General features: G+C 34.8%; 6 protein-coding genes, 1 rRNA gene and 1 pseudogene. 2 read left to right on the forward strand and 6 right to left on the reverse strand.

Annotated elements, in window-relative coordinates:
• From mnmG to asnC, 3 genes are all read right to left on the reverse strand, one after another.
• Entirely contained in the window at positions 1–1,890 is a 1,890-nt protein-coding gene (mnmG, locus tag H1X92_RS04970; protein WP_180559115.1) for a tRNA uridine-5-carboxymethylaminomethyl(34) synthesis enzyme MnmG, read from the reverse strand.
• 351 nt (positions 1,891–2,241) lie between these two features.
• Positions 2,242–2,697 (reverse strand): FMN-binding protein MioC, encoded by a 456-nt coding sequence (gene mioC / locus H1X92_RS04975; RefSeq protein WP_180559116.1) that lies wholly within the window; start codon positions 2,695–2,697, stop codon positions 2,242–2,244.
• A gap of 86 nt (positions 2,698–2,783) precedes the next feature.
• Positions 2,784–3,245 (reverse strand): transcriptional regulator AsnC, encoded by a 462-nt coding sequence (gene asnC / locus H1X92_RS04980; protein ID WP_180559117.1) that lies wholly within the window; start codon positions 3,243–3,245, stop codon positions 2,784–2,786.
• Positions 3,246–3,407: 162 nt separating this feature from the next.
• On the opposite strand from asnC, the gene asnA reads away from it, so the two are divergent.
• Complete coding sequence (gene asnA / locus H1X92_RS04985) at positions 3,408–4,400, forward strand: aspartate--ammonia ligase (RefSeq protein ID WP_180559118.1); 993 nt, start codon at positions 3,408–3,410, stop codon at positions 4,398–4,400.
• Here the strand turns inward: asnA and viaA are convergent, their stop codons facing one another.
• From viaA to mdtD, 3 genes and pseudogenes are all read right to left on the reverse strand, one after another.
• Positions 4,401–5,849 (reverse strand): ATPase RavA stimulator ViaA, encoded by a 1,449-nt coding sequence (gene viaA, locus H1X92_RS04990; RefSeq protein WP_180559119.1) that lies wholly within the window; start codon positions 5,847–5,849, stop codon positions 4,401–4,403.
• 3 nt (positions 5,850–5,852) lie between these two features.
• The gene (gene ravA / locus H1X92_RS04995; RefSeq protein WP_180559120.1) at positions 5,853–7,349 is read right to left on the reverse strand and encodes an ATPase RavA; all 1,497 of its coding nucleotides are present in this window, start codon (positions 7,347–7,349) and stop codon (positions 5,853–5,855) included.
• A 115-nt stretch (positions 7,350–7,464) separates the two neighbouring features.
• A pseudogene (mdtD, locus tag H1X92_RS05000) lies at positions 7,465–8,862 on the reverse strand (multidrug transporter subunit MdtD).
• 634 nt (positions 8,863–9,496) lie between these two features.
• On the opposite strand from mdtD, the gene H1X92_RS05005 reads away from it, so the two are divergent.
• Positions 9,497–9,889 (forward strand): 16S ribosomal RNA (locus H1X92_RS05005); the annotation flags it as partial.

Consider the following 9,889-nt stretch of genomic DNA (forward strand, 5'->3'; position numbering starts at 1 on the left):
TTAAGCACTCCGACGTAATAAACCTTGTTTTTTTAACCAAACTAATAATATGGATATTGCGGCTGGCGTAATACCTGATATTCGCGACGCTTGACCGATAGAACTAGGTTTATGATCATTGAGCTTGGCAATGACTTCATTAGAAAGACCAGTAATTTGCGTGTAGTCTAGATTAGTTGGTAATGCAGTATATTCATTACGGAGTTGTCTCTCTATTTCTTCTTGTTGACGAGTAATATAACCTTCATACTTTACTTGAATTTCAACTTGATTTGTGACTTGAGGATCATCAATTGCCGGTGAAAAATAGTTTAACGAAGTAAGTAGTTTGTAACTCATTTCAGGGCGCCGAAGTAAATCTTCGCCATTCGCTTCTTTTGAAAGCGGAACAGTTAACACTTCATTAAGATCACCAATTTTATCTGAATTAGGATGTAACCAAAGATTACATAGTCGTTGGCGTTCTCGTTCTATTAATTCAACTTTACGACAAAATTTTTGCCAACGGTTTTCATCGATTAAACCAAGTTCGTAGCCTTTTTCCGTTAAACGAAGATCAGCGTTGTCTTCACGCAGCATAAGACGATATTCTGCTCGTGAAGTAAACATTCTATAGGGTTCTTTAGTACCTAGTGTACAAAGATCATCAACTAAAACACCAATGTAGGCTTGATCACGACGAGGGTACCACCCTTCTTGTTCAAAAGCATAACGAGCTGCGTTAAGGCCGGCTAATAATCCTTGTGCTGCGGCTTCTTCATAGCCAGTCGTTCCATTAATCTGACCAGCAAAAAATAACCCTTTGATAAATTTACTTTCTAAAGTGGGTTTTAAATCTCGAGGATCAAAAAAATCATATTCAATAGCATATCCCGGTCGAATAATACGAGCATTTTCTAGACCTTTCATTGAATGAATAATTTGCATTTGTACATCAAAAGGTAAGCTAGTAGAAATTCCATTAGGATAAATTTCATTGCTAGATAGACCTTCTGGCTCAAGGAAGATTTGATGTGCAGAACGATCAGCAAATCGCATAACTTTATCTTCAATAGAAGGGCAGTAACGGGGACCGATTCCTTCAATAATACCTGCATACATAGGACTACGATCTAAATTATCACGGATCACCTGGTGAGTTTTTTCATTCGTATAAGTTATGTAGCAAGGTAATTGTTGTGGGTGTTGCTCCGCAGCTCCAATAAAAGAGAAAATAGGTGTAGGATCATCACCAAATTGCGGAGCTAATTGGGCAAAATCGATAGTTCTTGCATCTATTCTAGGCGGTGTACCTGTTTTAAGTCGATCTACCCGTAAAGGTAGTTCTCTTAACCTATGCGATAGATTAATAGCAGGAGGATCACCTGCTCTGCCTCCACTATAATTTTCTAATCCTATGTGGATCTTACCGTCAAGGAAGGTACCTACTGTTAGTACGACAGATTTTGCGTGAAATTTTAATCCCATTTTGGTTATCACGCCAATAATTTGATCGTTTTCTATGATCAAGTCTTCAACAGCTTGTTGAAAGATCATTAGATTATTTTGATTTTCTAGAGCACTTCTAATCGCTTGCTTATAAAGTACACGATCAGTTTGAGCTCTTGTTGCTTGCACTGCTGGTCCTTTACTTGCATTGAGCGTTCTAAATTGGATCCCCGCTTTATCAGTTGCAATAGCCATAATGCCACCTAAGGCATCAATTTCTTTAACCAGATGTCCTTTACCTATTCCGCCGATAGCTGGATTGCATGACATTTGACCCAAAGTATCAATGTTATGGGTTAGGAGTAAAGTTTGACGTCCCATACGAGCAGCAGCCATAGCTGCTTCAGTACCAGCGTGGCCTCCACCAATAATAATGACGTCAAATAGTTCTGGGTAAAACATGTATGAACCTTAGTGTTAAAAATGTCTTGGGGGATGAATTTTACTCGAGTTTTGCAAAGAGGCAAGTTATATGATCCTTGCTTAATATAAATAAGATCTTTTTATTTAAAGATCTCTTTATTAGATCTTTTATTAGGATCACGATCTACTGTGGATAAACGTAAATAGCCTAAGAAGATCATTATGTTATTTATGATCTTTAGCTGTGAATGATAGGTGATCCTATGCCGTATAAGCTGGGATTAATATAGCTAGTTATACACAGGCATTACTGGCATTCAAGCTTATACTCTGGATAACTACGGGTTATTCCCTACTTTTTCGCAAAGTTATCCACATTTTGTTTAAGTTTTATTTATTCAAATCTGTAATATTATTTTTCCACTTTTCGATCCAAATTTCTGCGGCTTCTTCCGGCACGTCATATTCTAGAATATCAATCTCTAATAGTTCACCTACGCGTTTTGCATGATGATCCTTTAGTAGTAGATCTAATATATGGATGGCTCCACAAAAAGTATCATATTCCTTGCTGCCTATTCCAATCGCACCATAATTAATCTGGCTAAGATCTGGTTTTTCTTCGCTGATCTCTTTTGCTAGAGGTTGTATATTTTCAGGTAGTTCACCTGCTCCATGGGTAGAGCATACTATTAACCAAATACCTTTTATTGGTAGCTCTTTTAAGGATGGACCGTATGTTATTTCAGTGTCGAAACCATATTTTTCCAATATTTCAGCGACATGCTCAGCAACATATTCGGCGCTGCCCATAGTGCTACCTGTTATCAACGTTACTTTTGTCATTATGAACCTCATTTTTTAAAACAATAGCTATTGTATGCTGTGAATGAGCTGGGATCTACCTGTGGATAATATGGTTATTATATTTTTTATGGATTGATAGTACGCATTATTGGATTTTGTAAAGAGATCAAAGTTTCAGTAGATTGGATCTCATCTATTGTCTGTATCTTATTAATAAGAACGTCTTGTAACTCATCAATGGATCGACACATTACCTTAATAAATATACTATATTGTCCGGTTGTGTAGTAGACTTCGACCACTTCGTCTAATTCATCAAGTTTTTTCAGGGCCGTATGGTAATCTTTTGCGCTTTTCAAAATAATGCCAATAAAGCAACAGACATCAAAACCTAATTGCTTAACACTAATATCTACCCGCGTTCCTACAATAATCCCTGCTTGTTTCATTTTTTCGACTCGGACATGTATCGTACCAGGACTTACCGCAAATTTTTTAGCCATTTCAGCGTAAGGGATCCGTGCATTTCTCATTAGTTCATTAAGTATGTCACGATCCAGATTATCGATCTGATAATTTTCAGCCATTTTAAAACACCATTTTTAACGATTATCTATTTTTAAAGGATATATTTTAAATATTATAAATCATAATGACTTTTTTTTATTAAGTATATTGAATTTATAGCCTGATTTATTGCTTAATCTGTATAACAAAGCAAATAATGCTACAGATTATGGGGTAAGAAAATGGAAAAGTCATTCATCGAAAAACAACAACAAATTAGTTTTGTTAAATCATATTTTTCACGTTTATTAGAAAAAGAGTTAGCTTTAATTGAAGTTCAAGCACCTATCTTAAGTCGTCTCGGTGATGGGGTTCAGGATAACCTTTCTGGTCGTGAAAAAGCAGTGCAAGTTAAAGTAAAATCGATGCCAGATTCTGTTTTTGAAGTTGTACACTCATTGGCTAAATGGAAACGTAAGACGTTAGGTCGTTTTGATTTTAAACCTGGACAAGGGCTTTATACCCATATGAAAGCATTGCGTCCAGATGAAGATCGTCTGACACCGATTCATTCTGTATTTGTAGATCAGTGGGATTGGGAAAAAGTAATGCTTAAAGATGAGCGCTCTCTTGATTATTTAAAACAGACGGTAATGAAAATTTATCAAGCAATCAAGGAAACAGAAAAAGCAGTTAGCACAGAATTTGATTTAGATCCGTTCTTACCTGAGCAAATTCATTTTATTCATAGTGAAGAACTATTACAACGCTATCCTGATCTTGATGCTAAAGGAAGAGAACGTGAAATAGCTAAAGAATTAGGTGCAGTTTTTCTTATTGGTATTGGTGGCAAATTATCGCATGGCCTTGCTCACGATGTACGTGCTCCTGATTATGATGATTGGACAACACCTAACGGTGAGGGTTATGCCGGTTTAAATGGTGATATTATTGTTTGGAACCCTATTTTACAGGATGCATTTGAAATTTCTTCAATGGGGATCCGTGTTGATACAGATGCGCTTACATACCAATTAGCAATCACAGGTGATGAAGATAGAATGTCTTTTGAATGGCATCAAGCATTGATAAAAGGTCAAATGCCACAAACAATAGGTGGCGGTATTGGACAATCTCGTTTAGTAATGTTATTACTGCAGAAAAAGCATATTGGGCAAGTTCAATGTAGTGTATGGTCACCGGAAAGTCATGCAGTTATTGCGGATATGCTGTAATTATTTCCAATAGCGTGTTAATCGACTTTTTAGCCCGGTATCAAAATGCCAGATGTAATCGAAAATGTTTAGGATACCGGGTTTTCCATATTTAGATAATGTAACAGCATGAAAATGTTGTTGATTAGCTTGTTGAATTTTTATTTTTTTTACTAAATTATCAGGTAGTCGTTGAGCAATAAAATCTGAAATTACAACGACATCTGTATCTTTCCATTGCCGTTGTTGCATTTTTTCTACGCATTTGTTTAAACAAGCAGCTAAATCGGTTCCTCCACTAAATGTTTGATTAAGAAATTGTATTAATTGCTCTAATCCATCATTGTTTAATAAATCGTAATGAATAACTTCCATGGAAAATAGAATAATGTGACACTGACGGTTGTCACGCATGGCTATTTTCATTAAAGCAAGACAAAAAGCTTTAGCACAATGCTCATTAAATTTTCCCATTGAACCTGAAGTGTCAATACATACAATGAATGGCCCTTTTAGTTGTTGCTTTTCTTCATGCTTGATAGATGGATGTAATATCTTGCGTTGCTGCCAATTATCGCCTTGTAACCGGTATGTAAGTAACTGTTTTTCGACTAATTTGCGATAAAATTCAAATTCAAGTTCTTCTAATCCAAGCATAGCTAATTCACTGGGTAAAAGACGTAAAATATCATTACCGTGATTTATACCACTAATTTGCTCTGGTATTTGGTCAGGTATTTTTTCCAATAAGATTTTTGACTCTATTATTTGCTGCTTTTTTTGTTGAGATTTCAACGGATTACTTCTACCTAAAAGTTCGGCTAATTTTTCTAATTCAGCTTGTTGTTGTAAAAAATGACTATACTGAATTAACAATTGAATATTATTAGAAGATTGCGTTAAAACTCCTTTATTAATATCCCATAATTTACCAGCAGACTGATTATCTTGATTAAAAATTTCTGTCAAATTTCCGGTTAATTTCAATCGTTGCTCTAATTCAGCCAATAATTGTTCTTTTTCCTGCTCTAATAACAGTTTATTAAAAGTTGTCACTTCAATAATAAGGTTAAGACGCCAGCGTTGAATAAATAGCGATTGTCCAGCGGGATCATGAGATATTCTTTCCTGTAAATAATTGGCTTCTTGCACAAAAGTAGAGTCTATGTCCGTTAGTTTATTAATAGTTACCGGAAGATTGCCAAAAAACTTTATTGCATCAATAGCTAAATTTTGCTGATAAAGTGTAAATTCTTCGGTTAATTTAATTGGTAACAGGGTCTCTTGTAATTGACGATATAAATTTTTTTTCCATGCTAAAAGATCTTTTAATAATACAGGCTTAAGATTAGGATACTTTTCGAAAAAAAGGACTAATTGAGGTGTGGCAAGCAATGTTAAAACAATTTCTTCTATTAGCTCCATTTCATTAATGGAGAGTAACATATCAATCGTTGTGATATTTAACATAGATTATTTGCTCATCATCTGCGTTCTTAATTGAGATAATTTTTCTGTTAGAGTTAAAAAGCTTTGCTCAATAGTTGCTAGCCAATGATTTTCAATAAAAAAACAAGGTTGATGATGACTAAATAAAGATTTTTGTTGTTGAATTAAATAATTAAGTTGTTCGAGCTTTTCCAGCCATTTTTTATCTAATTTATTTTCATCTATTTTTTCGTTTAAATAAAGTGTTGATGATTTTCTACTTGCATCCAGCACTTGCAATTGATTTTTGCTATTAACTTGCGCTGAAATTAATTGAGGATAACCAATACCATTAAGTCGAGTAGAAATTTTTCCTTTATTTAATGTATCGTTGATTGAATTTTTATCTAATGTAATTGAAATAACTTTTATATTATGTAAAACAAGCGGGGTATGTAAAAATAATGTTATGTTTTTTTCATTAATTTGCTTGGATACAGAATAATGTGGAATGCGATTGAATAGACGATTTTTTTTCTTTAATTTAAAAGCGGTTTTATTATTATTAATTTGGGTTGATTGCTGCCATTCATTATGAAGATCATCTATTTTCTTAGTGATAGCTTGTTGTTGCCAACCTTCTTCTATTAATAACGTAGTAATTAATTGTGTTAATAGCTGTAAGGATTGCAAATCATGCCAAAGGCAATCTTTAAATAAAATAATATCTAAAGGTGATATTGCATCTCGCCCATTAAAAAAAGCACTAGCTTGAAGTAAATGGATAGCTTTTTTCCAACGACGATCAGAAATATAAGGTGATGGAACTAAATTATCAATTTGTTGCCTTAATTGATAAATTATTTCAAAGCAATTATCCGGTAGTTTTATTTGGCTAATTTCTACTTGCCACTCTTCGTATTCTTCATTACTTATTTGAAGTTGTTTGGGAACAATATTTACACTCTCTTCTTTTTGGCTATTTAATAATGCCCTAAAGTTCTGTTTTTTATGAACTTTATTTAGACATAAACGAATAAGCATACGATCATATAAAGCTTCAAGACTACTATCTGATTCTGGCAGTTCATTAGAAGCGGTGATAAGTAATCGCATTGGAATACTTTCTTCTTGAAAGCCATTTCTAAATTTTTTTTCGTTAATTGCCGTTAACAGCGTATTTAATATAGCAGGGCCGGCTTTCCAGATCTCGTCAAGGAAGATAATTTCGGCATTAGGTAAATAGCCTGTCGTTAAACGCTGATAACGTCCTTCTTCTTTTAATGCTTGAATAGAAAGTGGGCCGAAAATTTCTTCTGGCGTTGAAAAACGAGTCATTAGATATTCAAATGAATTAACTGTTTTAAAGGCTTGTTTTATCCGCCTGGCTATCATACTTTTAGCAATACCAGGTGGACCTAGTAGAAAAACACTTTCTCCCGATAATGCGGCTAATAAACAAAGGCGAATAGTATGCTGCCGTTCATATAAACCAGTTTCTAGGTAGTTGCTCAATTGAGCGATGCGTTCAGCTAATTGCATATACTCTTCTCCTGTCTAAAAAAATTATTGCAAATTAATTTATTGAATTTTAGTAAATTCATTAAAAAAAAATAAACCTAATTTATTTTAGGTTTGTTCTATTTACGCGAAATATTTACTGTTGAGGATCTTTTTTATTAATTAAATTTTGTCCATCTTCTTGCTGTAACAGAAGGAAAATAAATGAAGAAGATAGCGTAATTAGACCTATAGTAATAAATGTATAATGAAAATTATCAATGTGATCACCATAAGGCAGCGACTCAAAAAAGTGTAAAATTGCGGCACTACTCGCAATACCAAAACTGATAGCAAGTTGTTGGGTTACAGCTAACATACTATTACCAGAACTGGCATTGCTTTCAGTTAAATCTGCTAGAGTAAGTGTATTCATAGCTGTAAATTGGGTAGACATTACTGCACCCAGTAAAAATAAAGGAATTATCAAAACATAAATTGGCATATTAGGTTACTGCAATGAAAATTGAGTAATAATTAAACCAATAATAAATGTTATTGTAAAAAGTGTTTTTTTATAGCCATAGTTAGTTAATATTTTTGTCACAACAGATTTTGCCGATATAGAGCCTATCGCCATTGGAGCCATCATTAAACCAGCTGTAACCGCTGGGTGTCCAAATCCTACTTGTAACATTAACGGCATTAAAAACGGAATACAGCCTGTACCTAAACGGGTCATAATGTTACCAGCTATGCCGATAGAAAATGTTCTTGTACTAAATAAACTTAATGGAATAATCGAATAAGAGATTTTTTTTGCGTGCAATACATAAAGAAAAAGTAAAAAAATGCCGCCCATAATTAGAATTAATGGTGCATAATTGGTTAATTTTTTGTTATTAAAAAAATCTAAACTCACTGTTAGCATCACAATCCCTGTACCAAAAAGAATAAATCCTGTGGTATCAAAGCAGCGTTTAGGCATTTTAAAATCAGGCATATGTTTTAGTGCATATAAAATACCTAATAAACCAATAGGAATATTAATAATAAATATCCAATGCCAACTGGTATAAGTTACTAAAAAACCACCCAGTAAAGGTCCTAATATAGGCCCAACTAATCCAGGAATAGTAACAAAATTTAAAATAGGTAGTAATTCACTGCGTGGATAAGCTCGCAATAATGCTAGACGTGCAACAGGCATCATCATTGCACCGCCTATTCCTTGAATGATGCGAGAAAAAACCAAAAATTCTAATGATAATGACATTGCAGATAAGAAGGATCCTAAAGAAAATAGACTAACTGCAAAGATAAAAATTTTTCTTGTACCAAAACGATCTGCTAACCATCCACTGATAGGAATAAGGAGAGCAACAGTTAATGTATAACTTATTACAGCAGATTGCATTGCTAAAGGAGAATGATTAAGACTTTTAGCTATATCAGGCAATGCAGTATTTAAAATAGTTGCATCTAGGCTCTGCATAAAAAAGGCCATTGCGGCTATGACTGGTAGTCCAAACATATTTTGTGTTGTTTTTAACATTTAATAACCTAAAAAATAAGGTAAACAGAAATAAATCAGATTTTAAAATAGATTATCTTTTATTTATTTTAGAAAATTATAGCACTAACAGATATCTAATGAATCATTGCTTATATAGCTTTGTGCTAGGTAATTGTTTCTAAATAATTCTTATCAATAAATTTAAAATTTAAATTTAGAGCTAGCTAAAGCATAAATAAATTGTTTTTGTCGAAAAAAAGAGCAAACAGCTAAAGTTTACAAATTATTGCTTGCCTGCCGCGTAAAACTCCCTATAATGCGCCCCCACTGAGTCAGGATAGAACGAATCAATTAAAGAGGATTTTATCGACTTAGGGTAAAGAAAAGTAGAAATAACTACTTGACTTTACAGGTGAAAAGCGTAATATACGCCACCTCGCGACCTGGGTCGCACGCTCTTTAACAATTAATCAGACAATCTGTGTGGGCACTCGCAAGACATCATCAAAAACTATTTGAAGATTAAGTCTTGAAGAGTGACAAAACAGTTAATTCATATATGAACTAATAAGCAGTAACGTGATTTTGGGCCACAGCGAAGGCGTTAAAACGTCGACAAAGTGGCAAAAAGAAGCGTTACGGCCAGTAAAACATTCTTTGAGCATCAAACTTTTAATTGAAGAGTTTGATCATGGCTCAGATTGAACGCTGGCGGCAGGCCTAACACATGCAAGTCGAGCGGCAGCGGGAGAAAGCTTGCTTTCTTGCCGGCGAGCGGCGGACGGGTGAGTAAGGTATGGGGATCTGGCCGAAGGCGGGGGATAACCACTGGAAACGGTGGCTAATACCGCATAATCTCTAAGGAGCAAAGTGGGGGACCATTAGGCCTCACACCTTCGGATGAACCCATATGAGATTAGCTAGTAGGTGGGGTAAAGGCTCACCTAGGCGACGATCTCTAGCTGGTCTGAGAGGATGATCAGCCACACTGGGACTGAGACACGGCCCAGACTCCTACGGGAGGCAGCAGTGGGGAATATTGCACAATGGGCGCAAGCCTGATGCA

The sequence above is a fragment of the Arsenophonus endosymbiont of Apis mellifera genome, from assembly GCF_903968575.1.
GTDB lineage: Bacteria > Pseudomonadota > Gammaproteobacteria > Enterobacterales > Enterobacteriaceae > Arsenophonus > Arsenophonus apicola.